General features: G+C 30.0%; 1 protein-coding gene. It reads left to right on the top strand.

What is annotated here, in order from left to right:
* Positions 1 to 22 precede the first annotated feature (22 nt).
* A partial coding sequence (locus KVT11_RS19545; protein ID WP_217609118.1) for a replication/maintenance protein RepL occupies positions 23 to 434 on the top strand: 412 nt, incomplete at its 3' end.

Below are 434 nucleotides of genomic sequence, written 5' to 3'. Positions count from 1 at the left end.
AATATAGGAGAAAGGTGATAATATGCCAAAACAAAAAACAGAAAACGAAATAATATATAACGGTAAAAGTCGATGGAGAAACCTAGATACAGGTGAAATAATAGAAACTGATGAAGTCATAAAGAAAACTCCTAGAAATGGTTTTATGATCACATATTTAACTGCAATCGTTCAATTAATAGATAGTTTAGGTAATAAAAAAATGCAAGTTGTAAAATACATATTAGAAAACATGGACAAATCAACAAATACGTTAATTATAACTACAAGAGAATTGACCGAAAAAAGCAAGGTATCTAGACAAACTGTAATAGACACATTAAAAACACTGGAGCAAGCCCAAATAATTACTAGAAGAACTGGAGCAATAATGATACATCCAAGCCTTGTTCATCGTGGTAAAGATACAAAAGAGAAATACTTACTTGCTAGAT

The organism is Bacillus sp. GbtcB10, assembly GCF_019091365.1.
Taxonomy (GTDB): Bacteria; Bacillota; Bacilli; order Bacillales; family Bacillaceae; genus Bacillus; species Bacillus altitudinis.
The sequence above is the reverse complement of the archived record's forward strand: the minus strand, read 5'-3'. Positions and strand labels throughout refer to the sequence as shown.